General features: G+C 57.8%; 21 protein-coding genes and 1 pseudogene. 13 read left to right on the forward strand and 9 right to left on the reverse strand.

Features of this window, described 5'->3' with window-relative positions; genetic code table 11:
• Positions 1-56: 56 nt before the first annotated feature.
• A complete protein-coding gene (dnaK, locus tag SIB72_RS04090) occupies positions 57-1,967 on the reverse strand; it encodes a molecular chaperone DnaK (RefSeq protein WP_413744690.1) in 1,911 nt (636 codons plus the stop codon).
• 129 nt (positions 1,968-2,096) lie between these two features.
• Here dnaK and SIB72_RS04095 point away from each other — a divergent pair, with 129 nt between their 5' ends.
• From SIB72_RS04095 to SIB72_RS04110, 4 genes are all read left to right on the forward strand, one after another.
• Positions 2,097-2,996, forward strand: coding sequence for a shikimate dehydrogenase (locus tag SIB72_RS04095; RefSeq protein WP_413744691.1), 900 nt, complete (start codon positions 2,097-2,099; stop codon positions 2,994-2,996).
• Positions 2,997-3,020: 24 nt separating this feature from the next.
• On the forward strand, positions 3,021-3,509 hold the full coding sequence (locus SIB72_RS04100; RefSeq protein WP_115119234.1) for a Tic20 family protein: 489 nt from the start codon (positions 3,021-3,023) through the stop codon (positions 3,507-3,509).
• Positions 3,510-3,590: 81 nt separating this feature from the next.
• On the forward strand, positions 3,591-3,968 hold the full coding sequence (gene rpsF / locus SIB72_RS04105) for a 30S ribosomal protein S6 (protein WP_115019066.1): 378 nt from the start codon (positions 3,591-3,593) through the stop codon (positions 3,966-3,968).
• A 153-nt stretch (positions 3,969-4,121) separates the two neighbouring features.
• Positions 4,122-4,427: a hypothetical protein gene (locus SIB72_RS04110; RefSeq protein WP_413744692.1), complete on the forward strand. Its 306-nt coding sequence runs from the start codon at positions 4,122-4,124 to the stop codon at positions 4,425-4,427.
• A 40-nt stretch (positions 4,428-4,467) separates the two neighbouring features.
• Here SIB72_RS04110 and SIB72_RS04115 read toward each other — a convergent pair whose 3' ends face one another.
• Both SIB72_RS04115 and SIB72_RS04120 read right to left on the reverse strand, forming a co-directional pair.
• Positions 4,468-5,673: an argininosuccinate synthase gene (locus SIB72_RS04115; protein WP_413744693.1), complete on the reverse strand. Its 1,206-nt coding sequence runs from the start codon at positions 5,671-5,673 to the stop codon at positions 4,468-4,470.
• Positions 5,673-5,897: a hypothetical protein gene (locus tag SIB72_RS04120; protein ID WP_115119238.1), complete on the reverse strand. Its 225-nt coding sequence runs from the start codon at positions 5,895-5,897 to the stop codon at positions 5,673-5,675. The genes SIB72_RS04115 and SIB72_RS04120 overlap by 1 nt, the downstream gene beginning before the upstream one ends.
• 65 nt (positions 5,898-5,962) lie before the next feature.
• Here SIB72_RS04120 and SIB72_RS04125 point away from each other — a divergent pair, with 65 nt between their 5' ends.
• From SIB72_RS04125 to SIB72_RS04135, 3 genes are all read left to right on the forward strand, one after another.
• The gene (locus SIB72_RS04125; protein WP_244281504.1) at positions 5,963-6,214 is read left to right on the forward strand and encodes a DUF3134 family protein; all 252 of its coding nucleotides are present in this window, start codon (positions 5,963-5,965) and stop codon (positions 6,212-6,214) included.
• Between the two features lie 131 nt (positions 6,215-6,345).
• Positions 6,346-7,416, forward strand: a complete 1,071-nt coding sequence (mraY, locus tag SIB72_RS04130; RefSeq protein WP_413745043.1) for a phospho-N-acetylmuramoyl-pentapeptide-transferase — start codon at positions 6,346-6,348, stop codon at positions 7,414-7,416.
• Positions 7,417-7,722: 306 nt separating this feature from the next.
• Positions 7,723-8,778: a CDP-glycerol glycerophosphotransferase family protein gene (locus SIB72_RS04135; protein ID WP_413744694.1), complete on the forward strand. Its 1,056-nt coding sequence runs from the start codon at positions 7,723-7,725 to the stop codon at positions 8,776-8,778.
• Positions 8,779-9,001: 223 nt separating this feature from the next.
• On the opposite strand, the gene SIB72_RS04140 is transcribed toward SIB72_RS04135, so the two are convergent.
• A complete protein-coding gene (locus tag SIB72_RS04140; RefSeq protein WP_413744695.1) occupies positions 9,002-9,256 on the reverse strand; it encodes a hypothetical protein in 255 nt (84 codons plus the stop codon).
• A 314-nt stretch (positions 9,257-9,570) separates the two neighbouring features.
• On the opposite strand from SIB72_RS04140, the gene SIB72_RS04145 reads away from it, so the two are divergent.
• Complete coding sequence (locus SIB72_RS04145; protein WP_115119248.1) at positions 9,571-9,819, forward strand: hypothetical protein; 249 nt, start codon at positions 9,571-9,573, stop codon at positions 9,817-9,819.
• Between the two features lie 11 nt (positions 9,820-9,830).
• Here SIB72_RS04145 and SIB72_RS04150 read toward each other — a convergent pair whose 3' ends face one another.
• Complete coding sequence (locus SIB72_RS04150) at positions 9,831-9,992, reverse strand: cytochrome B6 (protein ID WP_413744696.1); 162 nt, start codon at positions 9,990-9,992, stop codon at positions 9,831-9,833.
• 46 nt (positions 9,993-10,038) lie between these two features.
• On the opposite strand from SIB72_RS04150, the gene purT reads away from it, so the two are divergent.
• On the forward strand, positions 10,039-11,205 hold the full coding sequence (gene purT, locus SIB72_RS04155) for a formate-dependent phosphoribosylglycinamide formyltransferase (RefSeq protein ID WP_413744697.1): 1,167 nt from the start codon (positions 10,039-10,041) through the stop codon (positions 11,203-11,205).
• A gap of 7 nt (positions 11,206-11,212) precedes the next feature.
• On the opposite strand, the pseudogene SIB72_RS04160 reads toward purT, so the two are convergent.
• The 4 genes and pseudogenes from SIB72_RS04160 to recN all read right to left on the reverse strand — a co-directional run bounded on the left by SIB72_RS04160 (position 11,213) and on the right by recN (position 19,845).
• Positions 11,213-13,350: pseudogene (locus SIB72_RS04160) on the reverse strand (HAD family hydrolase).
• Positions 13,351-13,594: 244 nt separating this feature from the next.
• On the reverse strand, positions 13,595-15,115 hold the full coding sequence (locus tag SIB72_RS04165; protein ID WP_413744698.1) for an alpha/beta hydrolase family protein: 1,521 nt from the start codon (positions 15,113-15,115) through the stop codon (positions 13,595-13,597).
• Complete coding sequence (gene uvrA, locus SIB72_RS04170) at positions 15,112-18,087, reverse strand: excinuclease ABC subunit UvrA (protein WP_413744699.1); 2,976 nt, start codon at positions 18,085-18,087, stop codon at positions 15,112-15,114. The genes SIB72_RS04165 and uvrA overlap by 4 nt, the downstream gene beginning before the upstream one ends.
• Positions 18,088-18,138: 51 nt before the next feature.
• Entirely contained in the window at positions 18,139-19,845 is a 1,707-nt protein-coding gene (gene recN / locus SIB72_RS04175; protein ID WP_413744700.1) for a DNA repair protein RecN, read from the reverse strand.
• 66 nt (positions 19,846-19,911) lie between these two features.
• Between recN and SIB72_RS04180 the strand changes: the two genes are divergently transcribed.
• The 4 genes from SIB72_RS04180 (at position 19,912) to dnaN (ending at position 25,210) form a co-directional block, all read left to right on the forward strand.
• Positions 19,912-21,789 (forward strand): ABC1 kinase family protein, encoded by a 1,878-nt coding sequence (locus SIB72_RS04180; protein ID WP_413744701.1) that lies wholly within the window; start codon positions 19,912-19,914, stop codon positions 21,787-21,789.
• A gap of 38 nt (positions 21,790-21,827) precedes the next feature.
• On the forward strand, positions 21,828-22,427 hold the full coding sequence (locus SIB72_RS04185; protein WP_413744702.1) for an alpha/beta hydrolase: 600 nt from the start codon (positions 21,828-21,830) through the stop codon (positions 22,425-22,427).
• An 82-nt stretch (positions 22,428-22,509) separates the two neighbouring features.
• A complete protein-coding gene (gene thrC / locus SIB72_RS04190; RefSeq protein ID WP_115119436.1) occupies positions 22,510-23,568 on the forward strand; it encodes a threonine synthase in 1,059 nt (352 codons plus the stop codon).
• Positions 23,569-24,034: 466 nt separating this feature from the next.
• Complete coding sequence (gene dnaN / locus SIB72_RS04195) at positions 24,035-25,210, forward strand: DNA polymerase III subunit beta (RefSeq protein ID WP_413744703.1); 1,176 nt, start codon at positions 24,035-24,037, stop codon at positions 25,208-25,210.
• The last annotated feature ends 5 nt before the right edge of the window (positions 25,211-25,215 follow it).

Consider the following 25,215-nt stretch of genomic DNA (forward strand, 5'->3'; position numbering starts at 1 on the left):
GCTGCTCAAAGAGAGCCCATACAGGAACGCTGTTCAGACAATCATTGGGAACGAGTTCACTTGGATTCAGTGAATTCAGCGTCGATCACATCGTCACCACCATCAGCAGCGGAGGCGCCTGTGGCACCGGCATCAGCATCAGCTCCCGAAGCTGCACCATCAGCACCAGCTTGCTGATACACCGAAGCACCCAGGGCATAAAGCTCCTGCTGAAGCTCCTCCAGCAAGGACTTCATCGCATCGAAATCATCCTTGTCGACGGCTTCTTTCAACTTGACACGCTTCTCCTCCACCTTTGTCTTGGCATCGGCATCAACCTTGTCGCCAAGCTCACCAAGCTGCTTCTCTGCCTGATAAACAAGGGTCTCAGCTTGATTCTTGACATCGATACGCTCGCGCTTCTCCTTATCAGCGCTGGCGTTGGCTTCGGCATCCTTCACCATCTTGTCCACCTCGTTCTCACTCAGCGTGGATGCGCCCGTGATCGAGATGGACTGCTCCTTGCCACTGCCCTTGTCCTTGGCCGTCACGCTAAGGATGCCGTTGGCATCAATATCGAAAGTCACTTCGATCTGAGGCACGCCACGGGGAGCCGGGGGGATGCCATCAAGGCGGAAGGTTCCGAGCGACTTGTTATCGGAAGCCATCTCACGCTCGCCTTGAAGCACGTGAATCTCCACGTTGGTCTGACCGTCCACAGCGGTGGAATAGGTCTCCGACTTCTTGGTGGGAACAGTGGTGTTGCGGGTGATCATCTTGGTCATCACGCCACCCAGGGTCTCGACACCCAGGGAGAGGGGGGTGACATCAAGGAGAAGAATGTCTTTCACCTCACCAGCCAGGACGCCACCCTGGATCGCGGCACCAACGGCCACCACCTCATCGGGATTCACCGTCTGGTTGGGGTCCTTACCGGTGACCCTTTTCACCAACTCGAGCACGGCAGGAATACGGGTGGAACCACCCACCATCACGATCTCGTCGAGTTCACCAGAGGAAAGCTTGGCGTCCTTGAGGGCTTGCTCCACCGGCACACGGCAGCGATCGATCAACTTGGAAGCGAGTTCCTCAAACTTGGCGCGGGTCAGGGTGAGATCTAAGTGCTTAGGACCCTCAGGGGTGGCCGTGATGAACGGCAGGTTGATCTCACTCTGGGTGGCGTTGGAGAGCTCGATCTTGGCCTTCTCAGCGGCCTCAGTCAGACGTTGCAGAGCCTGCTTGTCCTGACGCAGGTCAATTCCTTCATTCGACTGGAAGGTTCCAGCCAGATGATCAACGATCACCTTGTCGAAGTCATCGCCACCGAGGTGCGTATCACCAGACGTGGAAAGCACCTCAAACACGCCGTCGCCAACTTCGAGCACGGACACGTCGAAGGTGCCACCACCCAGGTCAAACACGAGGATGCGCTCGTTGCTCTTCTTGTCGAGTCCGTAGGCCAGCGCGGCAGCCGTGGGCTCGTTAATGATGCGCAGCACCTCAAGGCCGGCGATCTTGCCGGCATCCTTCGTGGCCTGACGCTGAGAGTCGTTGAAATAGGCGGGAACAGTGATCACCGCTTGGGTGACAGTCTCACCGAGGTACTTGCCGGCGTCATCGGCCAGCTTGCGTAGCACTTGGGCGGAGACCTCTTCAGGAGCGAACTGCTTCTCCAGAACCGGGCACTTCACCTTCACATTGGAGCCAGCCTTCTCGACGCCATAACTCACCTCCTTCGATTCCTCATTGACCTCGTCGACACGGCGACCAATGAAGCGCTTCACCGAATAAAAGGTGTTATCCGGGTTCATCACCGCCTGACGCTTGGCGATCTGCCCGACCAGTTGATCCTGGTTTTTGGTGTAAGCCACCACCGAGGGGGTGGTGCGGAATCCTTCCGCGTTAGCGATCACGGTGGGCTTGCCGCCCTCCATGACGGAAACACAGCTGTTCGTTGTGCCTAGGTCAATGCCAACAACCTTGCCCATGGGATCCCACCTCCTCGTCGAAATGTCGTCTTGAACCTCTGCATCTTCTCCAGAGCAGTGGTCTCAAGACGAGGTGTGGTTCCCGAACAGCCGGGGCGGCAGGCTGGTCATCAGAGCAGGCAGCCGCCCATGACCAGCCCAGGAACGATCGGGGCCAGCACAGCACTGGTGGGCCTTCTCGGCGATCCGGTGCATCACTCACTGTCTCCGGCGTTGCAAAACGCGGCGTTATCGGCCATGGAACTCGACTGGGTCTTTCTGGCCATGCCGACGCCGGCCGACCAGCTCAGCAGCGTCTTGAAGGGACTGGAAGCGATCGGCTGCCGCGGCCTGAACGTGACCATTCCCCATAAACAAACTGTGGCCGCCCTCTGCAAAACGCTCAGCCCACTGGCGCAGCGTCTAGGCGCAGTGAACGTGCTGGTCCCCCATGCCGATGGCGGTTGGTTCGGCACCAACACCGACGTCGAAGGCTTCTGTCGACCCCTGCGCGATGCAGAGTCGAGCTGGAACGAGCGACGGGCCCTAGTGCTGGGCTGTGGAGGGAGTGCCAGAGCGGTCGTAGCGGGACTGATCGAGCTGGGATGCTCCTGCGTAGAAATCGCAGGACGTCGGAACGAAGCCCTGATCGCATTCCAACGGGAGTGCCTTGACTGGGCACCCCAGCTGAAGACCGTGTGCTTGAGCGATGAAACTGCTTTGGCCACGAGCCTGGAGCAGGCGGATCTTGTCGTGAATACAACGCCGGTGGGGATGGCTTCGCCCAGTGACCCGAACGCAGCCCTCGCCAGCCCCCTCAGCCCCAATCTGATTGGCCGACTGAAGCAAGAATCCTGGGTGTACGACATCATCTACACCCCAAGACCGACCCGCTTGCTGCAACTTGCAGATGAGCGGGGCTATCGCACCCTCGACGGTCTGGAAATGCTCGTCCAACAGGGCGCAGCGGCCCTGCGTCTCTGGTCTGGTCGCGACGATGTGCCAGTGGCAGCCATGCGTGATGCAGCCCTCCAACAACTGACCACCTAGCGTCAGCCCAGCACAAAGGCCTCTATGTCGATTCCCGTCTGGCAGCGGTTGCTCGGACTGTTGGTGTACCTGCTACCCCTCAGCGATGCTCTGCCCTTCGGACAGTCTCTCGTAACTCAGTACCCAATTTTGGGACTGTTCCTGCTTCCGGCAGTCCCGTTGGTGATCCTCGAGCAAAGCATCCGCTTTGGACCGCTAGCTCTTGGTGGTTTGCTGTTGTTCTTCGTGCTGTTCCTGGGGGTCGTGCGCAATCCCAACGTGCCTTACTTCCTGCGTTTCAACACACTTCAGGCACTGTTGATAGACATCGTGGTGATCCTGATCACCTACGTCTACACTCCGCTGTCGATGCAGCTAGGCAGCCTCGGGGATGGCCTCGTGATCCGCACCCTGGGCAGCACAGTGTTCCTAGGTGTGCTGGGGATCGTGATCTTCGCCCTGATCGAGTGCCTGCGCGGTCGAGAGCCCGATCTTCCCGGGATCAGCCAGGCCGTGCGGATGCAGCTCTACTGAGCTGTCAACCCCCCAGACGATAAGGTGATTGATCCGTCGCTCACTTTGGTGAGCCTTGAGTCCCTGTCGGAGTGACCTTCCATGACCCAGCAGCCTTACTACGAGACCATGTACATCCTCCGTCCGGATATTCCGGAAGAGGAAGTTGAGTCTCATCTGCTCAAGTACCGCGACATCATCGTTGAGGCCGGTGCCGAGGTGCTCGACAACCAGATGCGTGGCAAGCGCCGACTGGCTTATGCGATCAACAAGAACAAGGAAGGCATCTACGTGCAGCTGAGCCACAACGGCGATGGCCAGCAGGTTGCCGTGCTTGAGAAAGCAATGCGCTTAAGCGAAGACGTGATCCGCTATCTCACCGTCAAGCAAGACGGCCCGCTGCCCGCTCCTCGCGTCATGCCCGGCACGGAAGCACCTGCGCAACAGGAAGAGCAAGAGCCTGCCAGCACCCCAGCCTGATTCCAACTCCTGCTCAGTGCAGGGATTGTTCAGTCCATGGCCCAGCGATACCGTCTGGCCATGGACTTTTTTTCTGGTCACCATCAGGCTCCAACACCCTTGTGGCAAGCCTCGACGGATCCATTGGAACGATCAGAGCCAACATCCAGCTCAATGCAGCAAAGCACTGGACACAGCGAAGCAAGCGACGCTGAACTGACGCATCTACGCGCACGGGTGCAGGAACTAGAAGCCAACGTTGCCGATTACGAAGCCCTGCTCGAGGAACTCCCTGATCTCTTCGAACGCAAGTTCCAGCAGCGACTTGAACCGCTGCTGGAGCGCTATCGCCTGCTCGCTCAAGCCCAGGACTTGCACGCACCCCAGGCACCCTTACAGAAAGCAGCACTGCGATGGAGCTGGCCCAGAGTGAGGCGAATTAGCTTCAACAATCAAGACTCAGAAGAGAACGCCGCCTGACGATCAGGCTGAGCGTGACTGCTCTGAGTGCTTGCCAACCTCAACGGCGATGGGTCGCTGCCCAAAGACGGGTTGGCAACCCCCAGACGTAGATGAAGCCTTCTGCAGCACGGTGATCGAATTGATCCTCGCTGCCATAGGAGGCCATTTCCGGAACGTAGAGGCTGCTGCCTGCAGAGGAACGACCGGTGACGGTGGCAGTGCCCTTGTGTAGCCGCAGCCGCACGACACCGTTGACATGCACCTGGGTGCGATCCATGAAGCCATCAAGGGCATCCTTGAGCGGCCCGAACCAAAGACCCTGGTACACCAGGTCAGCCCACTGCATCTCCAGCTGGCGCTTGCTGCGCAGCACATCGGCGGCGAGAGTCAGGCTTTCCAGCTCTTGGTGGGCCTGAATGAGGAGAAGCAGGCCAGGGGTTTCGTAGATCTCACGACTCTTGATGCCGACCACCCGGTTCTCGATCATGTCGAGGCGACCGATGCCATGGGTTCCAGCCAAACGGTTGGCTTCGCGGATCAGGGCAATCGGATCCAGACGCTGGCCGTTGATCGCCACGGGGTTTCCGGCCTCGAAGCTGATCTCAATCTCGTCGGGGTCATCAGGCGTCTCCCCAATCGATCGGGTCATGGCGAACACCTCTTCAGGGGGTGCCACCATCGGATCTTCAAGGGGGCCGGCTTCAATGCTGCGACCCAACAAGTTGAGGTCGATCGAATAGGGCGACTTCTTGCTCACCGGCGCCGGGATGCCGCAGCGCTCGCCATAGGCGATGGTCTCCTCACGGCTCATACCCCATTCGCGCGCAGGGGTGAGCACCTTGAGATCCGGCGCCAAAGCGGCGATCGCCACATCAAAACGCACCTGATCGTTGCCCTTGCCGGTGCAACCATGGGCGACGGCATCAGCACCCACCTCCCGGGCCACCTCAACCAAACGGCGGGCGATTAGAGGACGGGCCAGGGCAGTGGACAAGGGATAGCGACCCTCATACAGAGCATTGGCCCGGATCGCCGGGAAGGCGAACTCCTCAATGAACGGTTGAATCAGATCACCCACCAGCGACTGGCTGGCGCCAGCCTCAAGTGCCTTGAGGCGGATTGGTTCGAGCTCATCACCCTGACCCAGATCGGCAGCGAAGGTGATCACCTCCTCCACGCCCCACTCCTCCTTCAGGTAAGGAATGCAAACGCTGGTATCAACTCCCCCGGAATAGGCGAGCACGACCTTCTTCGCACGGCCCATCAATGCGACTCCTGATCACAATCGTCTGATTCTCTCTCCCCGCCGGTCAGGCCCACCAACAGCCAGATCACAACAAGCACAGAGGGACCAAACACCAGCCACACCACAGTCGGGCCGTCAACAATCGGAGAGCCGGGATGGAGAGCTCCCCAACGGCGTAGACCGGCACTGATGAGCAAAGCAAGTGCCCAGAGCAGCAACAGGGCACGAGGTTTGCCGCTCAAGCTGAATCTTGCTGTTGCCGTCCACTATGGTGGTTAATTGGACTAATTGGACTTTGTCCTCGGCGATGAGCAGCGCACTCGATAACATCAATCCAGCCCTGACCCGTTACGGGCGCAAGGAGCCTGCACCGGTGCTGCCCCTGCGCGAAGAGCCTGATCTCCTCAGCTGGCTGGAAACCAGTGGCCGTCTGGTCGAAGACGAGGAATCCTCCTCCAGCGACGTGAGCACCGTCGAGGAAGAGGAACTGTCTGCACTGATGGGCGAAAAAGAGGACTACAACAAAGATGATGAGCAGGAAGAGAACTGGGAAGACTGAGACAACAGGTCTCCTGGCGTTCTGACTGACAGTCGACTGACCCTGATCAGATCAAGCACGTCTGGGGCTCTCTTAATCTCACGGCGCCCAGACACGCAGCTGTGGATCAAACAACGGAAGCGTCCCAGGTGATGGACGGTCGTTTGCCAGCGATGGTCCTTGCCATAGCCGTGTTTGGCCTCGCTTTCGCCAGCGATCGCCTCATACCCGGCAGCCTGCTCAGCCTGCCGTTGCTGATCACAACACTGGTGGCAAGCGTGGTGGCTTGGCTAGGAATCCCCTGGCTTCGGGCCCTCAAAATGGGGCAAGTGATCCGCGAAGACGGCCCCCAGGCGCATCTGAGCAAGGCCGGCACACCGACCATGGGAGGGCTACTGGTGGTGCCAGTGGGTGTGATCATCGGTGCTCTCGTGAGCGTGATGAACGGCGACGACAAACGACTGCTTGCAGTCGCCACCGTCACCCTGGCCTTCATGCTGATCGGCGGGATCGATGATTGGCGCAGCCTCACCCGTCAGACCAACACTGGCCTGACGCCCCGGGGAAAACTGTTGCTTCAGGCAAGTGCGGCTGGCTTGTTTCTGGCTGTAGCGGGCTGGCAGGGCTGGATCACGGGCACGATTGCCTTTCCCTTCGGGCTCAACCTGGCACTGGGATGGTTGATCTGGCCCCTGGCTCTATTCGTGTTTCTGGCCGAAAGCAACGCCACCAATCTCACCGATGGGCTCGACGGCCTCGCCGCCGGTTGCGGAGCCTTGGTGTTCAGCGGCTTGGCGCTACAACTGATGCTGCGCGGCAATGGCGGTGACCCATCTCTGGCGGGTTTCTGTATGGCCATGGCCGGCACCTGGATCGGATTCCTCGTGCACAACCGCAATCCAGCCCGAGTGTTCATGGGAGACACAGGATCACTGGCGATGGGAGCAGCCCTCACCGCTGTAGCCCTGCTGAGCAACAGCCTCTGGCCGCTGCTGGTGATGGGCGGGGTGTTTCTAGCCGAATCGCTTTCTGTGATTATTCAGGTCTGGGTGTTCAAAGCCACCAAGGGATCTGATGGAGTGGGCAAACGGGTGTTCCGGATGGCGCCCCTGCACCATCACTTCGAGCTAGGTGGTGCCAGCGAACAACAGGTGGTGAGAGCCTTCTGGCTGATCACCGCTTTACTCGTGATAGCAGGAGTGTTGTTGCGACCACACAGCTAGGGCAGCCCCCAACGGAAACGAATCGAAGTCGCAGTCTCAATCGCGAGGCAATCAGACCCAAAAAGAGTGGAATGGCTGCTAAAACCCAGCAACTGGCGATTGGTGGTTCATTGAAAAGTGAGCAACATTCATGCTGTTCGCAACCATGAATGTTGAAGGAAAAATGAATGCGATAGCATCGATCAACGGACTCAATCCCCTGAGCATCCCAACGGCAGAAACCCACGACAGATGAAAGAAAAAATCATCTTTTATGCATTTAGCTCTCAGAGTTGGGATTCATATTTTCCCATCATTAAGGAGATCTTGGTCCAAGAACCAAACGCAAAAAACTGGATGAGCGTTTGCGCACCTTGTGATCGCTATGAGTTTAGAAACGACAACTCAAAAGATTTATTTGAACTTTTCAAGGAAAAATTCAGCACACCACCTCAAGACACATTACCCAAACCCAATGAGTACGAATACGCGCTTGTCACCACCCACATCCCAGACGAAAGACATGGATTAAACAAGGGCTTGTATATCCATGTTCCACACGGCTCTGCCTTTGGCAACAATATGGCCTCAGATTATTTACTATCCTGCTACAAAGCCTCGAATATCTATTGCGGAGTATCACCAACAGAAGGGGAATACATCACCGACTCAATCGGCGAGCTTGCCAGAAAAGAAGCACTATTTGTTGCCACAGGATGCCCAAAAAACGATATGTTCTCTGACTACATATCTGGCTCACAAGAAAAGAGAGATCAAATCAAACATGAAGTCAAACAAGCGCTGAATATTGCTAGCGATCAAGCAGTTATTTTTATTGCTTCTCACTGGACATCACGTGGAATCTTAAGACGATTTGGCACCAGCCTGATACAGGCACTCTCAACACTGGGAGACAAAGTCCATATTATTCAAGGTGCACATCCGAATTTATGGACGAATCATGTTAGCACTCAAACATCGGAATGGATCTACAGGTCTCTCTGCCATGAAAGAGATAGGGGTTCGGCTTCGTTAAGCCTTGGAGTCAGTGATGCCATTGCTCTTCTGGCTTCTGACGTCGTCATCGCTGACATCAGCTCAATTGTGATCGAAGCAGCTTTACTGGAGAAGCCACTTCTATTAAACATCGACAAAGACTCCTTTCGCAACAACCAGACTTATGAAATCTACAAAGATATAAGCGTCCAGTTCGAGGGTGCAGATGATCTCATGCAGGCCTTTATGAATGGCGTTGAGTTTCCCAGCAACAGAGACAACATGCTCAAAAAAGTAAGAGAATTATTTGGCTACAATATCGGAAATTCATCAAAACAAGTAGCTAAGATTATCCTCAACTCTGTGTCTAACTTGAAGACAGCATAATCAACAAGAATCATTGGATTCAATCTCAGCAACCTGTCGTCTTCACCATGTCTGCCACATGAAACAAGAGCCCAAGATCTTCTCAAATCAGAGGCTCGCCCCTATCATGGCTATCAAGATCGCATGGCTCAAAATCAACATCTGCAGGCGCAGTGACTCATCTAGACCAATCCGATCAGAAGAAAATTGTAGGGTTGTGACGGAGCTTGTGACTCTGCTTGAGTCAGATCAAGCCCGGCTTCAACGACTCAGGTTTTGATCGTGAGGGTTTGAATCGATAGGTCCCTTGTTGATAACGCCAATGCAGCTTCTTTTGGCCTCGCCAGACAAACCAAACAAGATCTTTTTTGCTTTCGGTCAAACATCCTGAGAACGTTCCGTTCTCAAAACCTTGGATGCCTTGGTAATGAGTCAAATTGTAGTGAGAGCAATGCGCCATCACGTCCTGATGGCTGGGCTTGCGCGCCGTTTCAAGCATGACGCTGACGACAGCAGCCGTGAGCGCAACCTGAACCCAAAACCGCCTTGCCAAGCTGTGACAGAACCATTCGCTCGATCTTCAGTCTAGATCGACCAAACAAACGACCCCATGGAGATCCACCTGCGCCATACAGCTCAGCTCCACAAACCACGATCTCGTGATCTGAACTGATGTTTAGCGTACGGTTGATGAGTGGCTTGCGGAACATCAGCCAAACAGAATGGAGTCACAGACGACTGAAATGGTGCTTAAGTAACGATGAATGCCTCAAACCACAACGACAGTTCGTGTCATAGGAGTCAACTCAAATAATGGCCTATTTCACCTGGAAGGAAGCCGGTCTCACCAGCGACTGCGCCAGCCTCGAAGCCATGGCCGCCCGCTTTGAGGAAGCCGCCAGCCTGATGCGAAGGATGGCCAAGGAAGGCTTCCAGCTGGAACGCAGCAAAGGACTGCAGCGCATCACCCATCCCACCCCAGACGTGTTTGATGCTTGGGGCTTCGTCAATGAGGAATCTCCAGAGCGTCAGCTCACCCTGATGCCTGATCTTCCCCACTGAGCCGCAAACCGTCACTGCTCACGGACGTAACCGACGATCCACACCACCACAAACGCCAACGACGAGACTCCGAGATAAATCAGGGCCCACTTCTGCAGGCTGGCGATCTCCCAGCCGAACAAAAGACCATCGGCCGCATCCCCGGCAGTGGTGAAGGCAAGGATGAAGGCCATGGCCGGCGAAGAGCGAAGATCGCACCATGCTGATGCCTGGCCGTCCATGACCTTATTTCCCAAAACCGTGATGCTTCTAGGCAGCGGCGAACTGGGCAAAGAAGTGGTGATCGCAGCCCAACGCCTTGGCTGCCGGGTGATCGCCTGCGACCGCTATGCCCAGGCGCCTGCCATGCAAGTCGCCGATCAAGCCGAGGTGTTCGCCATGACGGATGCCGCGGCCTTGCAGGACGTGGTGCGCCGCCACAAACCTGATGTGGTAATTCCCGAGATCGAAGCCCTGGCGGTCGACGCCTTGCAGTCTCTTGAAGATGAGGGGATCCAGGTGATCCCCACGGCTAGAGCCACGGCGGTGACCATGAACCGCGACCGCATCAGAGATCTGGCGTCCGATGCACTGGGACTGCGCACGGCCCGCTTCGCTTATGCCACCAACCTTGAAGAACTGAGATCAGCCGCCATTCCCCTGGGCTGGCCCGTGGTGGTGAAGCCGGTGATGAGCTCGTCCGGCAAAGGCCAAAGCGTGGTTCACAACGTCGACGAACTGGAACAGGCCTGGCAGACCGCCGTATCGGGTGCCAGGGGCAGCAGCGAGCGGGTGATCGTCGAGGAATTCTTGAACTTCGAGTTAGAGATCACCTTGCTCACCATCCGCCAAGCCAATGGCCCCACCCTGTTCTGCCCACCGATCGGCCATGAACAAAGCGGCGGTGACTATCAGTGCAGCTGGCAACCCGCAGCTCTAAGTGCCGCCCAACTGAACCAGGCTCAAACCATGGCTCGCACTGTCACCGACAATCTCGGCGGCGTGGGACTGTTCGGCGTTGAATTCTTTCTGTGCGGCGATGACGTGGTGTTCTCTGAACTCTCACCCCGGCCTCATGACACGGGTCTAGTCACGCTGATCAGCCAGAACCTGAGCGAGTTCGAATTGCACCTCAGGGCAGTGCTAGGGCTCCCGATACCTTCAATCCAATGCCAAAGCCCCTCAGCCAGCCGTGTGATCTTGGCGGATGCCCAGCTGCCTAGCGTCCGTTATTCCGGAGTGGGAGAGGCCCTGGAAGAAGCCGATAGCCAGGTGCTGTTGTTCGGCAAACCTGATGCTCGCCCCGGCCGGCGCATGGGGGTGGTGTTAGCCCGCGGTCAAGACGTCGCTGAGGCGCAGACCAAGGCTGACCGGGCAGCCGGCAGGATCAAGGTCATGCCCGGTTGACAGCAGCTCAACGACGGCTGAGGAATCGGTAGTGCTGGAGGCCCTCCAGCACTCCTGACATCGACTGACGGCTGGCGAAGAACACTCTTTGTTGATGGCGGAAGCTGTCCAGGCTGGGGTCGTGCTCCGCCAACACCACAGTGGCGGGAAGCCCCCGTACCAATTCACCATCACCCTGCTCACTGGCCACCACCAAGATGCGCTCGAGGGGAAGACCCCAACGGAGGGAAAGGAAACGGATCGCCTCGCTGCGCGAAGCCCGCATCGGCACCACATCCAGAAACCAATGGCAGCGCAGTGACGGACGCGCCGCCTGTTGACGCTGACGCAATCGCTGGCGCACCAGAGGAAGGATCCCTTCCCCAGACTGACGGAGCAGGTAACTCACTTTGAAGTCCCCCTGATGCTCAGGTTCCTGCAGCTTCAAATGGGCTCCAAGATCCTGAAGGGTCGTTTCCACCCGCTCGCGGTTCCAATCCACCGCGATCATGCGCGACCACTCTGGATCGGAGCTGTTCTCCTGGCCGTAAACGATCTCTGTGCCAGCTCGGGTGATCCACACGCCTGGGTCGGGCAGATGTAACTCAGTGAACCGATGTCTGGCGACAGCCAATGACCGACCCGTGAGAATGCCAAGGGCACTTGGGCGTCCTGACCGAGCGTCCTTCTCCAGATGCTGGCGCAGAGCCACCAAGCCATCCCCAGCCGGCAACTCGAGGCTGTGATCGAGATCGAGAAGGAAAAGGCGATCGGCCAGACGACTGGGCACTGCTGAAGAATCACCAGAGCGAGCCACGGCCGGCTGACGTGCCTCCAGCTTGCCTTGCATCAGGGCGAGATAGGAGCAGATATGGGCATCCCAACTGAAATGACGGCTGACGGCTTCAATACCGTTGTCACGCCAGCGATGCCAACGGGCCTGATCGGCTCCAGCCTGTTCAAGACCGTCCTGCACGGCCTCGAGGTCAGTGACATCCACCAGCAATCCGTTCTCGCAGCGGGCAAGGATGTCGCGGGGACCTCCGTCATCGGTGGCCACCATCGGCAGACCGCAGGCTGCAGCCTCAAGCAGGGTGAGCCCAAAGGGCTCGGTGAGAGCAGGATTCACAAACAGACCCTGACGCTGCGCCGCCCAGCGATAGACGGCGGGTATCTGCTCACGGCGATGTTGCTTCGGATAAGCCACCTGGCCGTAAAGGTCATAACGATCAACCAGATCGAAAACCTGCTGGAACACATCCCGTTGCTGCTTCTCGAGCTGGCGGGGGTCCTCCCGGCAACCCAGCACGAGCACCAGATTTGGCGTTCGCGGAGGACGGCGGAACGTCCGAAAGCCTCGACCAATGCAGGGATGTTTTTACGTCGCACAGCCCGGGAGATCGCCAAAAGGGGCGGCAACTCCGGATCCCGTAAGAACGGCCCTAAGAGAGCATCCAATGCCTCAGCTTCTGCGCCGGTGGGTTGAGGATGAAAACGACGGGCATCCACGCCAGGCGGAACCACTTCAGCGCGCTCAACCTGAAAACGGCCATAACGGGCGTACTGCTCCTGGACCTCTTGACGGGTACTGGTCACCACCAGATCCGCATGCGCCAAGGCAAGCTCCTCGGCATCGATACGACGACTAATCGAATACGACTGCTCAATCTGATCGTGATCGCCTCCTGCCGCGAGCAAGCGTCGCAACTTCTCGCGACCAAGGGAATGACCGGTGAACACCAGTGGGATTCCGAGGCGACGACTCACTAATGCCCCGACGTAACCAGCATCGGCGTAATGCGCATGAATCCAGTCGGGTCTGTGCTCAGGCTGCTGAAGACGGGCCACAAGCTGATCGGCCAGATCATCGAGATGGGGCCAGAGCTGCTCCTTGCGCAGATAACGACGCGGTCCGAAAGGAAAGCGCAGGATGGACGCTCCAGGAGCAATCTCCTCGTGCGGCTGTGCATAGTCCTGGGAGACCCGCCGGTCCTGGACCAAACGTGTCACCACTTCGACCCGTTCGACCTCCGGACGAGCAGCCAGGCCACGGGCAAGTTCAAGAACGTAGAGGGTCTGGCCACCGGTATCGGCATCACGGCCAAGCTCAAGATCACGGGAACGGAAGAGACCGTGCAGGTGCAGTTGCAACAACTTGAATCCCACACTCACCCCTAATGCACAACGCGACAGACCAAAAGGCCTGATCAAGGGTTAGGGGCATCCACCATCAAAAATGTGAAAAAAAGCTGAGAAATCAAGCGAACTCCAACAAAGAAATCTCGCAAATCCATGCCAGCACAGGCATTTCTGGGATTGCTCTGCAAACGGGGCTCAGTCTGAATGCTAAGCAAATGCAAACTTTCAGCGGTTGCCTGATCCATGCAACTGGTTTAACAACCGACGCAACTCATAGCTGGGAGGTGACATCCACCAAGGGAATGCGATCACTGCCCCAACCTCCACCATCAAACCGAAAGGACGAGGCAGGTTGCAGCTGCTGGTTGATCCATGCCTCAATCAATGGTGCCAACACCGGCGCTGTTGTGGCTGCGCTGGGAGCACGCAGATTGAAATGGCCACCACCCGATGCCAAAACCAATCGGTGGCCATTCGCCAGAGGTCGACCGTTGCGCAATGGGGTGACCGCTTCCGGCCCGGAAGGCACCAACCAATCACCACTACCACTCACCAAAAGCACCTTGGCCGTGAGTTCATGGCCGCTACCGGGATCAAACAGAAGACGCAAAGGCGGGCTAACCGCAACCGCCACCTTGATACGCGGGTCCCCCAAAGAACCATCCGAAGCCACTTTGAGCCAACTGCACTGGAGCAGCCAACTGAGGTTGCGTTCAGGATCTCGAGGATCCTGACAACGGGACATCAGCTGTTCATCGGTCGTGCGCAGACCAGCCACTTGCAACGTGGTGGTGGCTCCCCAGGAATGCCCCACCATCGCCACCGCATCGGTATCGAGCCCAACACCAGGCAAGAGATCACCGGCCGCCACGGCATCAATCAAGGCGGTGACATCGAGCGGCCTAAGACGCAACTCATCGGCTTGCGGTGGCGGCTGATCTCCCATCAACATTGCCTGCTGCTGAGCCAGATCACTGCCTTGATGAACTGGCAACACCACCGTGTAACCACGGGAAGCCAACCACTGGGCCCAACCCGCAAAACTGGCCGGTTCATCCCAAAGGCCATGGGAGATCACCACTAACTGACCATTGGCGTCAGCACTGGGCTGGAGGATCACGAGCTCAAGCGGCCGCGATCGATGGGCCGCCGCGATTGATGTCTGCATGCGCCTCCAGCCTCGCCGTTGCAACAGCTCGGCCGCTAGAGCGACATCAACCGACTGCTCCACTCGGCCAGCAGCGATCAGCAGCTGAGCCGAACGCTGATGACGTGCCAAACGGTTGGCATAGAACACCAAGGCCTGCAGATCAATCGATGCCGTCGTTCCCGGTAGATGGCGCAGCAAACCGAGGAGATTGGGCTGGTCATCTCGGTAGGCCGCCTTCAGAGCTGATCTCAGATCTGCACCGGTCAAGGGACCCGACAGACCCTCGACATCCATCAGTTCTGAAGCCGCCAGTAGGGCCTGCTCAAACAAAGGCTGACCGGCCGATTCGCTCAAGAAACCAACACTCTGGTCCGGCAGCGGAGCCGTCAGCATCTGCTCCAGAACCCGAGTGACCGCCCCCTCACCAACGCGATCAAGCTCCGCTAAATCTGGATTCGCCAGTAACAACTGCTGAGCCGTCTCCGCCTGGCCGAGCTCAAAGCTCACCTCGGTCTCCAACAGGGGCAAGATCATGCGCAAGCGTTCGATAGCACGACTCGGCAGAGGCATCAGAGCAATCAGAACGCCGCTCAACGCCACCAGAGTGGAAGTGAGCAGACCATGCTTCCAAACTGTGATCACGCAGCCTCCGGAAGGATCTCCGCTGGATGTTGTTCAAGCACCTTGGCCAGATAACGACCCGTATGACTGGTCGGATGCTGGGCCACCTCCTCCGGCGTGCCACAGACCAACACTTGGCCACCCTTGTCGCCCCCTTCAGGACCAAGATCGATCAACCAGTCGGAACAACGAATCACATCCAGATTGTGCTCGATGCAGATAATCGAATTGCCCTTATCCACAAGCCGCTGCATCACATCCATGAGCTTGTGCACGTCATAGAAGCTCAAACCTGTGGTGGGCTCATCGATCAGGTAGAGGGTCTTGCCAGTGGCCCGCCGGGACAACTCCGTCGCCAGCTTCACGCGCTGGGCCTCACCGCCCGACAACGTGGGCGCCGGCTGCCCGAGTTTGACGTAACCGAGCCCCACATCCACCAGGGTGCGCAGACGGTCCGCTGCCTGGGGGATCGCCGAGAACACTTCAGCGGCCTGCTCCACCGTCATCTCTAGAACGTCAGCGATGGTGTGGCCCTTGTAGGTGACCTGCAAGGTTTCACGGTTGAAGCGAGCCCCCTTACAGACGTCGCATTGCACATAAACATCCGGCAGAAAATTCATCTCAATCACGTTCACGCCCTGACCACGACAGGCCTCGCAGCGACCACCCTTGACGTTGAAGCTGAACTGTCCCACCTGATAGCCGCGGGCCTTGGCCTCCACCGTGGCAGCGAACACCTGACGAATCGGATCAAAAGCACCCGTGTAAGTGGCTGGATTAGAGCGAGGGGTGCGACCGATCGGTGACTGATCAATCACGATCACCTTGTCGATCGATTTGAGACCACGCAATTCACCCAAACCGGCTGGAAAAGGCACCTTGTGACCCAAACCGTTCTCCAGCGCGGGATGCAACAGCTCGTTCACCAGAGTGCTCTTACCGCTCCCGCTCACACCGGTCACCGAAACGAGCCTGCCAAGCGGAAACTCAACACTGACATCGCAAAGATTGTTGCGTGTGCAATTGAGCAACTTGAGGCTGCGAGTACTCCCATGGCGCCGCTCTGCCGGCGTCGGAATGGATCGCCGACCGCTGAGATAGGCACCGGTGAGTGACTGCTCAGCTTCAAGCAGTTCCTTCAGGTTGCCCTCAGCAACGATATGACCACCGTGTACACCCGCTCCTGGGCCGATATCAACGAGGTGATCAGCGGCCCGGATCGTGTCCTCATCGTGCTCCACGACAACCAGAGTGTTTCCCAGGTCGCGCAAACGATGCAGCGTGGCCAGCAGTCGATCGTTATCACGCTGGTGCAAGCCGATGCTGGGTTCATCAAGCACGTACAGCACACCGGTGAGTCCTGCACCGATCTGAGTCGCGAGCCGGATGCGCTGCGCTTCACCACCTGAAAGCGTCATCGCCGGCCGATCCAAACTCAGGTAGTCGAGGCCCACATCCAGCAGAAAGCGCAGACGCATGCGGATCTCGCGAAGCACCAGATCACCGATTTGCATCTGGCGAGGATTCAGCAGTGGCTCACATCCCTCGGAAGCCCCCACACCCATCAGCTGTTCAATTCGCTCCAGGGTCTGACCCACACTCACAGCCGTGAGCTCAGGAATCCTGAACGGGCCAACCTTTACTGCCAAGGCTTCTGGCCGCAGGCGCTGACCGGCGCAACTGGCGCACGGCACCAACTCGAGATACTTCTCCAACTTTTGGCGCTGGGCCTCCCCGCTGGCATCGCGGAGTTGTCGCTCCAAGATGGGGAGAATGCCCTCGAACGGGCGCGTGTAGCCAGAGCTCTTGCGAAAGCGGCTATCGGCCTGGATCAGAATCGGTTCACGACTGCCATGCAGCAACACATCTCGCTGCTCATCCGTGAGCTCTTGCCAGGGGGTTTTGATCTCAAAGCCGAAGGCTTCGCCAACGGAGTACAGCAGGGAGAAGTAGTAGGAATTATCTTTCTCAGCCCAGGGAGCAACAGCGGCATAGACGGGCAAGGATGGATCGGGCACCACCCTCTCCGCGGTGAACTTGCGTAAATGACCGATGCCATGACAAGCCTCGCAGGCTCCGTAAGGGCTGTTGAAAGAAAAGAGCCGTGGTGACAGCTCTTCCATCACGGCGCCGTGAACCGGACACGCAAAGTTCTCGGAATAAAGACGCTCGCGTTCCAGACCTTCGGGAAGCTCTTCGCCTTTCTTCGGCACCACCTCCACTAAGGCCAAGCCGTCGCCGCGCTTCAACGCTGTGCGCAGGGAATCGGTGAGGCGTTCCTGGATTCCCTCCCGAGCCACCAAACGATCAACGACCACTTCGATGTTGTGGCTCTGGTTCTTATCCAGCTCAATGTTGTCGGCAAGCTCACGCACCTCTCCGTTGATGCGAACACGAGCAAAGCCCTCAGCAGCCAAACCACTAATCAACTTGCTGTGGGTGCCCTTCTTACCGCGCACCACCGGTGCCAGCAGCTGATACCGGGTGGCCTCCGGCAAGGTGAGGATCTGATCGACCATCTCATCGATGGTCTGAGGCCGGATTGAACGTCCACACTTCGGGCAATGAGGCTCTCCGGCACGACCGAAAAGCAAGCGCAGATAGTCCTGAATCTCAGTGACCGTTCCCACCGTCGAACGGGGGTTATGGCTAGTGGATTTCTGATCGATGGAGATCGCAGGGGAAAGCCCCTCAATCGCATCCACATCCGGCTTATCCACCTGTCCGAGGAACTGGCGGGCGTAGGCGGAAAGACTCTCCACGTACCGTCGCTGACCCTCAGCGAAGATCGTGTCGAAAGCCAACGAGCTCTTACCGCTCCCGCTCACACCGGTGAACACCACCATCTTGTTGCGAGGGATGGTGACGTCGACATTCTTGAGATTGTGCTGACGGGCTCCACGCACCCGGATCACACCTTCCGATGAACTTCCAGCAAGATTCACCGGCGGCCTGAACTCAGCATCCGTCGAGTTGGAAGCAACAGGCCGCATGCAGCGCTCGTCAGCAGCCCAGCAGTGTAGAGAGACTGAGGGACCGATTGGTCAGGCCGCCCGCTGATCCAAAAGACTTGCGGCATAAGCACGCGCTTCACCAAGATCACCGCCGGCAAGCTCCGCCAGTTCCTGCTGCCTGGCCTGAGTGTCCCGCAGCTGGGACACTCGCGAACGGGTCTGACCGTCAACGACGGTTTTACTGACACGGAAATGGTGATCGGCAGCAGCAGCAACCAGCGGTTGATGGGTCACACAGAAGACCTGTCGACGGCTAGCCATCGTGCGCAGCAAATCAGCCATCGCCCCACTGACCCGACCACTCACACCAGAGTCGATCTCATCGAAGAGCAAAGAACTGGAACCATCCACACCGGCAAGACAGGTTTTGAGCGCCAGCAGAAACCGAGACATCTCACCGCCTGAAGCCACTTCAGCCAGTGGAGCGAGAGGCTGACCGGGATTGGCGGAAAAGAGGAAATTGACGGCATCAGCCCCTATTTCACTGGGATCACAGGCTGTGATTGCCACTTGAAAGCGAACATTCGCCAACCCCATCGGCCGGAGGTGATTGAGCAGGCTCTGCTCCAGATCACTGGCAGCCTGCTCCCGCAACTGCGTCAAACGATGATTAGCCGCATCCCTTTCGAGACGTGCCTTGGTCTCATCGGCAAGCAACTGATCAAGAGCCGCATCTGCACCACCTTCTGTCAGCTGATCCCGCAGTGCATCGGTCAACCGACACAGACCCGCCAGATCCAAGCCATGACGACGCTCCAACCGCTTGAGCAGGGCAAGCCGATCCTGCAATTCACTCAGCCGGGCGGGATCACTATCGAGAACAGCTCCATAGCTCTCGAGCTCTCGAATCAGATCCCGTAATCCAGACTCCAAATCAAGGCATTGCCCACTGAGGGACTGCAAAGAAGGATCCAGCAGTTGCATCTGCTGGAGCTCATGGCAACAGGCCAACAAATGATCCATGGCGGACGGAGCCTGGTCGGCACCGTCCTGAAGGCGTCCGATCAATTGCGCCAGGCCCTCCTGCAGACGCACACCATGCACGAGGCGATCCTGTTCAGCACTGAGTTGTTTGAGCTCATCGCAATCGTTGAGGGCCGCGGCCTCCAGCTCCGCCAGCAACGCCTGACGTTCCTCCAGCTGCTCCTGCCACTGATCCGCCTGTTGACGCGCCTGGTCCAACAGCGCAGAGGCTTCTCGCCATTGAAGCCACGTCACGCGCACCTCGGCTAGAGCAGTTACCAATGGTGCTGCCCCAAGCCGATCCAGCCAGCGACGTTGCTGACCCGGCCGAGCTAACTGCTGGGTCTGCCCCTGAACAGTGAGATCGATGAGCAGTGGCCGCAGCCCAAGCACCTGCTGGCGATTGACCGCCACACCGTTGATCCGAAAGCGACAGGACAGACGCTCATCCTGTCGGCGCCACTCACGGCTCACCACCAGAGCATCAGACCCATCGTCGTCATCAGCGTCCCAAGCCAGTTGCTGCTGCTGTAACCAATCGATGACGCCATCACTGGGAGTGAAACGGGCTTCGATTCCGGCTCGTGGCTCACCACCACGCACCAAACGAGTGGCCGCTGTTCCCTGAAGTCCGCCGAGCACCGCATCAAGGGCGTCAAGCAACAGCGATTTACCAGCACCCGTTTCACCGGTCAGCACCGTGAAACCCGGCTCGAAATCAAGCTCCAGGCTCTCAATCAGAGCAATGTTGTGCAGTCGCAGACCGGCTAGCACGGCAGCTCCTGGTGATCGGATTGACCGTAGCGGCTGCTCAGCTCGTTTAGAAGGGGGTCACTGCCAATGCCGGCTGTGATCGAACAGGAACTAGGTGATTTCATCGAAGCCGCTGGTCTGCTCAGCTACGACCCAGCTGCGATCACACGCATTTATGCCGGTCACCCCCAACGGCTGCTGCGAAGGCTGTGGCAAACCCTGGTACCCATCGGCCTACTGCTGCTGGGATTAGCGACTGATTGGGTTCTGGGTCTATTGAAGAGTCCTGAACGAGCCCGTAACCGTGCAAAAGAATGCGCCGAACTTTTGGTCGAACTGGGGCCTGCCTTTATTAAGGCTGGACAGGCCTTGTCCACGCGTCCAGACATCATTCCCCCCGTTCTGCTGGAGGAACTAGCCCAACTACAAGATCAACTGCCTGGATTCGACAGTGATCTGGCGATGGCGTGCATCGAAGAGGACCTTGGCGCTCCAATCGAAGAAATTTTCAAGGATCTCGAGCGTGAGCCAATTTCCGCGGCCTCTCTCGGCCAGGTGCACCGCGGTGTGCTGATGAGCGGCCAGGCCGTCGCTGTGAAGGTGCAACGACCGGGTCTACGCGAGCAAATCACTCTGGATCTCTACATCGTTAGGAATATTGCCGCCTGGCTGAACAGCAATATCGGCCTAATCCGCAGTGATCTGGTGGCTCTGATCGACGAACTGGGTCGACGGGTGTTCGAAGAGATGGACTACTTGAACGAGGCAGCGAACGCCGAACGATTCCGCGAACTGCACCACCAAAATCCGCGCATCGCCGTTCCTGCCATCTATCAGGACTCCACCAGTCGCCGGGTGCTGACGATGGAGTGGATTGACGGCGTGAAACTGACCAATCTCAGTGCCGTGCGCGCCCTCGGCATCGATCCAGATGACATGGTCGAAGTGGGCGTGAGCTGCAGCTTGCAGCAATTACTGGAACATGGTTTTTTCCATGCCGATCCACACCCAGGCAACCTGCTAGCTCTCGAAGACGGCCGCCTCTGCTATCTCGATTTCGGAATGATGAGTGAGGTGAGCCGAGAATCGCGCACCGGCTTAATCCAGGCTGTTGTGCACCTGGTGAACCGCAATTTCGCTCAGCTCTCCAAAGATTTCGTCACCCTCGGCTTCCTCGCTGAAGATGTGAATCTCGAACCCATCGTTCCGGCCTTCGAATCGGTGTTCAGCCAAGCCCTGGAAATGGGGGTCAACCGCATGGACTTCAAGAGCGTCACCGACGACATGTCGGGGGTGATGTACAAATTCCCGTTCCGGGTGCCGCCCTATTACGCCCTGATCATCCGCTCATTAGTCACGCTGGAAGGCATTGCCCTGAGTGTGGATCCAGAGTTCAAAATTCTTGGGGCCGCCTATCCGTATTTCGCCCAGCGCCTCATGGAGGACCCGGATCCCCAGCTGCGTCAAAGCCTGAAGGAAATGCTCTTCGACGGTGAAGCATTCCGCTGGACTCGGCTGGAAAACCTGGTGGCCAGTGCAGCCAGTCAGGCCCAACTCGATTTAGACACCCTTCTCGATCAAGTGCTCGATTTTCTTTTCTCTGCCAACGGCGGACTGTTGCGAACGCAGTTAGTCGAAGCGGTGGTGGAGCGACTCGATGCTCTTGGCTGGCTGACCGTTCAACGTCTCGGACGCCAACTCCCCCGGGCTCTGCAACCAGCGCTAATCAGCAACACGAGCAGTTGGGGCATCGAACAGGAACAGTTGCTTGACCTCGAACCAATCCGCCAACTCCTGGTCGTGTTGCAGCAATTACCAGGCTTCAGCCCCGATCTTGTCCTCAAACGTCTGCCCCGATTGATCCGCGAACCGGATGCCCGCCGGATGGGAGCACAAGTGGCGAAGGGACTGGCCGAACGCGGAGTTGTCCGCCTAGTGAAGGTGGCCGCTGGAATCCCTGCCTAAATTTCACAGACAAAGAAAAGGCCATCCGCCAGTCAGCTGTGAATCATTCGTCCAAGACGCGTCGCCGCCGGCTGCTGGCTCTGTGCACTGGAGTGGGAGTGACCCTGACGGGCCTTGGAGCCATCGCCAGCCCACCAAGCCAAGCAGCCAAAGATGTCGCTCTGGTGAGCGGAGCCTTTCGTCGTTCGATCTCCGTGGCCGATCTTGCCTACCTGGCTGAGACTGGTAAGCCCAGGGGACTGATGGTGGATATCCTCCGCCTGAGCAATCAGAACCCTGAAGACGTCGCCAAATTGCTCAACCAGGAACTGAATCTGCCGCTTGTACTCACCAGTCGGCTGATGTCGACCCGAATCGGTGATGTGATCATCCGCCGGGTGGCTCGAATCATCTATCCGCTGATGGTTCCTGCACCGGAAGTGAGCGTGCCTGCAATCAGGGCCGGCGTGATCAACGGACTACAAATCGGCGACGGCGGCCTAACAGCCATCAAGTTTCTAGAGGCCTATCCAGCTGAAGTGATGGAGGTCAACATCCCGGCGTTGATGGCTGTGATTGAAAAGGCTCAATCAATTTCAGGTCTGGTGCAATTTTTCTCAGAATCCCCACTCGACGGCCTCAAGGACGCCCAACCCTGAGACATAGATTCCTCTGGTCCCTTGCCATTCGCCGGTGTCTCTGCTGCAGAACCTCCGCAGGCGTCTGATCACCGGACCCGTCATGCAGGACTGGCCCGGCCTGATTGAAGCCTATCGAGGCTGGTTGCCGGTTTCAGATGCCACGCCTGTGGTGACCCTGCATGAAGGTGCCACTCCCCTCATTCCCGTCCCTTCGGTGGCCGAAAGGATCGGTCGAGGCGTCAAGGTCTACGTCAAATACGACGGTCTCAACCCCACCGGCTCCTTCAAAGACCGGGGCATGACCATGGCAATCAGCAAAGCCAAGGAAGTCGGCTGTGAAGCAGTGATCTGCGCCAGCACGGGCAACACGTCCGCAGCCGCAGCCGCCTATGCCCGGCGTGCCGGGATGCGGGCGTTTGTCTTGATCCCAGATGGCTATGTCGCCCAAGGGAAACTGGCCCAGGCCCTCGTCTACGGAGCTGAGGTACTGGCCATCCGTGGCAACTTCGACCGTGCTCTCGACATCGTGAGGGAAGCAGCCGAAAGCTATCCGGTCACCCTGGTGAACTCGGTGAATCCCTACCGCCTGCAGGGTCAAAAAACCGCTGCTTTTGAGGTGATCGATGCCCTTGGCAATGCCCCCGATTGGCTTTGCATTCCGATGGGGAATGCCGGCAACATCACGGCGTATTGGATGGGCTTCCAGGAGTATTACCAGGCAGGCCACAGCCGCACACTGCCCCGAATGATGGGTTTCCAGGCCAGCGGATCAGCTCCTCTCGTCCACAACACCACCGTGGAGGATCCCAACACCATCGCCACCGCGATCCGAATCGGTAACCCGGTGAACCGAGACAAGGCTCTTGCCGCCCGCGAAGGCAGCAACGGCGCCTTCCTCGACGTCACCGACGCCGAAATCATCGAGGCCTACAAGCTGCTGGGTGGCCAAGAAGGGATCTTCTGCGAACCAGCCAGCGCTGCCTCCGTCGCAGGTTTGCTGAAGCGGTCTGCCGAAGTGCCTGAAGGGGCCACGGTGGTGTGTGTACTGACCGGCAATGGACTCAAGGATCCGGACTGTGCCATCAACAACAACGATGCCGCCTTCCATACAGATCTGGATCCAAATCTCGAGACCGTGGCCAAGGTGATGGGTTTCTGAGCTGTGCAGCTCTGGATCAATCTCTCGATCTGGCCCCTCTAGGTAGGGGCTTTTTGATGGGTCGACGTCACTCTGAGAGGTTGCTCTTCGGCGAACCACCCGACAAAGCGGCTGCGGAAGACGCCAGAAAAGCCACAAAAAAATGGTGGAAAACGGCTGACAACTCCCCCCGGCTCGACAAGTGATTCTTTCCCCAGGCTGTGGAAGCTGTGCAAAACGAGAGGTTCTCCGCATTCGCTGAAGCCACTTCCCCAGGCCTGTGAAAGCAACCAATCAGGATCCAACTGGATTCTGAACGGTTTTCCACGCTTTCCCCAGGACCGACTACGGCTGTTTTATTTGGTTTTAAAAATCATCAAATCCAAAAGACGGATGATGCCGATCCAAATGCTCTGGCCGTTGCACATCTCCTCAGCCTGTGAAACCGTGGGAGCTCTTCAGGACACTTGGTCGGGACGTTGACTCCATGAAACTGGTCTGTTCCCAGGCGGAGCTCAATACAGCCCTCCAACTGGTAAGTCGTGCTGTGGCATCTCGCCCAACCCACCCGGTACTGGCCAATGTTCTGCTCACTGCTGATGCAGGCACGGGTCGCCTCAGCCTCACCGGATTTGATCTCAATCTCGGCATTCAGACTTCTCTATCGGCATCGGTTGAAGCGAGCGGCGCCGTGACACTGCCTGCCCGTTTGCTAGGCGAGATCGTTTCACGGCTTTCTGTTGATTCACCAATCACCCTGGCCACAGATGAAGCTTCCGAGCAGGTCGAGCTCACCAGCTTGAGCGGCAGTTACCAAATGCGCGCCATGCCGGCTGATGAATTTCCTGATCTGCCGCTGGTTGAAAACGGCACCGCTCTGCGTGTGGATGCAGTCTCGCTGGTTCAGGCTCTGCGAGGAACCTTGTTTGCGAGTAGCGCTGACGAAGCAAAACAGCTCCTCACAGGCGTTCACCTTCGCTTCGAAGGGCGTCATCTCGAAGCGGCATCTACCGATGGCCACCGTCTTGCCGTTTTGACGGTGAACGATGCGTTGCAGGACGATCCAACCGCCGCTGGATCAGCGGAGGGGATCACGTCTGACGATGGTTCTCTTGCTGTCACCCTGCCAGCTCGTTCCTTGCGTGAGGTGGAGCGTCTGATTGCTGGCTGGAAAAGTGATGATCCAGTCACGCTCTTTTATGACCGCGGCCAGGTGGTTGTGCTCGCTGCTGACCAGATGGTCACGAGCCGCACCTTGGAAGGCACCTATCCGAATTATCGGCAGCTCATCCCCGATGGGTTCACCCGCACGATTGATTTGGAACGCCGTCCATTCATGGCGGCCTTGGAACGGGTGGCCGTGCTTGCTGATCAGCACAACAACGTGGTGAGGATCAGCACGGATCCCACTGCGGGTCTGGTGCAGATCAGTGCTGATGCACAGGATGTGGGTAGTGGATCGGAATCACTACCGGCCACGCTCACTGGAGAGGCTGTGCAGATTGCCTTCAATGTGCGCTATGTCCTCGATGGCCTCAAAGCCATGGAGGGAGATCGGATCTCGCTTCAGTGCAATGCCCCAACCACACCGGCGATCCTCACACCCGCCGATAATGAAGCAGGGTTCACCTATCTGGTGATGCCCGTTCAGATCCGCAATTGACACCC

The organism is Synechococcus sp. MIT S9451 (assembly GCF_047304725.1).
In the GTDB taxonomy this organism is placed as follows: Bacteria; Cyanobacteriota; Cyanobacteriia; order PCC-6307; family Cyanobiaceae; genus Synechococcus_C.

Excerpts from the sequence above, each read along its gene's own strand:
- SIB72_RS04095 (WP_413744691.1), top strand. The coding sequence starts at position 2,097 with ATGACCAGCCCAGGAACGATCGGGGCCAGCACAGCACTGGTGGGCCTT.
- uvrA (WP_413744699.1), bottom strand. The coding sequence starts at position 18,087 with ATGCGGCCTGTTGCTTCCAACTCGACGGATGCTGAGTTCAGGCCGCCG.
- SIB72_RS04145 (WP_115119248.1), top strand. The coding sequence starts at position 9,571 with ATGGCCTATTTCACCTGGAAGGAAGCCGGTCTCACCAGCGACTGCGCC.
- SIB72_RS04125 (WP_244281504.1), top strand. The coding sequence starts at position 5,963 with ATGAGCAGCGCACTCGATAACATCAATCCAGCCCTGACCCGTTACGGG.
- SIB72_RS04150 (WP_413744696.1), bottom strand. The coding sequence starts at position 9,992 with ATGGCCTTCATCCTTGCCTTCACCACTGCCGGGGATGCGGCCGATGGT.
- SIB72_RS04140 (WP_413744695.1), bottom strand. The coding sequence starts at position 9,256 with ATGCTTGAAACGGCGCGCAAGCCCAGCCATCAGGACGTGATGGCGCAT.
- dnaN (WP_413744703.1), top strand. The coding sequence starts at position 24,035 with ATGAAACTGGTCTGTTCCCAGGCGGAGCTCAATACAGCCCTCCAACTG.
- SIB72_RS04110 (WP_413744692.1), top strand. The coding sequence starts at position 4,122 with ATGCAGCAAAGCACTGGACACAGCGAAGCAAGCGACGCTGAACTGACG.
- SIB72_RS04180 (WP_413744701.1), top strand. The coding sequence starts at position 19,912 with ATGCCGGCTGTGATCGAACAGGAACTAGGTGATTTCATCGAAGCCGCT.
- mraY (WP_413745043.1), top strand. The coding sequence starts at position 6,346 with ATGGACGGTCGTTTGCCAGCGATGGTCCTTGCCATAGCCGTGTTTGGC.
- thrC (WP_115119436.1), top strand. The coding sequence starts at position 22,510 with ATGCAGGACTGGCCCGGCCTGATTGAAGCCTATCGAGGCTGGTTGCCG.
- SIB72_RS04115 (WP_413744693.1), bottom strand. The coding sequence starts at position 5,673 with ATGGGCCGTGCGAAGAAGGTCGTGCTCGCCTATTCCGGGGGAGTTGAT.
- purT (WP_413744697.1), top strand. The coding sequence starts at position 10,039 with ATGACCTTATTTCCCAAAACCGTGATGCTTCTAGGCAGCGGCGAACTG.
- rpsF (WP_115019066.1), top strand. The coding sequence starts at position 3,591 with ATGACCCAGCAGCCTTACTACGAGACCATGTACATCCTCCGTCCGGAT.
- SIB72_RS04100 (WP_115119234.1), top strand. The coding sequence starts at position 3,021 with ATGTCGATTCCCGTCTGGCAGCGGTTGCTCGGACTGTTGGTGTACCTG.
- dnaK (WP_413744690.1), bottom strand. The coding sequence starts at position 1,967 with ATGGGCAAGGTTGTTGGCATTGACCTAGGCACAACGAACAGCTGTGTT.